Source organism: Neisseria sp. 19428wB4_WF04 (assembly GCF_015235335.1).
GTDB lineage: Bacteria > Pseudomonadota > Gammaproteobacteria > Burkholderiales > Neisseriaceae > Neisseria > Neisseria musculi.
The window spans coordinates 1-254 of sequence record NZ_JADGLG010000233.1 but is presented as its reverse complement, the minus strand read 5'-3'; the positions used below and the strand labels follow the sequence as shown (position 1 = coordinate 254).

General features: G+C 43.3%; 1 pseudogene. It reads left to right on the top strand.

Features of this window, described 5'->3' with window-relative positions:
* Window positions 1-254, top strand: a pseudogene (locus IR141_RS13120) (transposase); the annotation flags it as partial.

Sequence of the window (254 nt, the reverse complement as noted above, 5' to 3'; positions counted from 1 at the left end):
GGACAACGCAAAGGCAAACGTGGTCGCGGTGCGGCTGGCAAAGTGGCTGTATTCGGGCTTTTGAAGCGTAATGGTAAGGTTTACACCGTTGCCGTACCCAATGACTTTATTGCCAATTATCCGCGAGATTGTTTATACCGATTGTTACAAAAGTTATGACGTTCTTGATGTGAGCGAATTTTCACATTTTCGGATCAATCACAGCACACATTTTGCTGAGCGACAAAATCACATTAACGGAATTGAGAACTTTT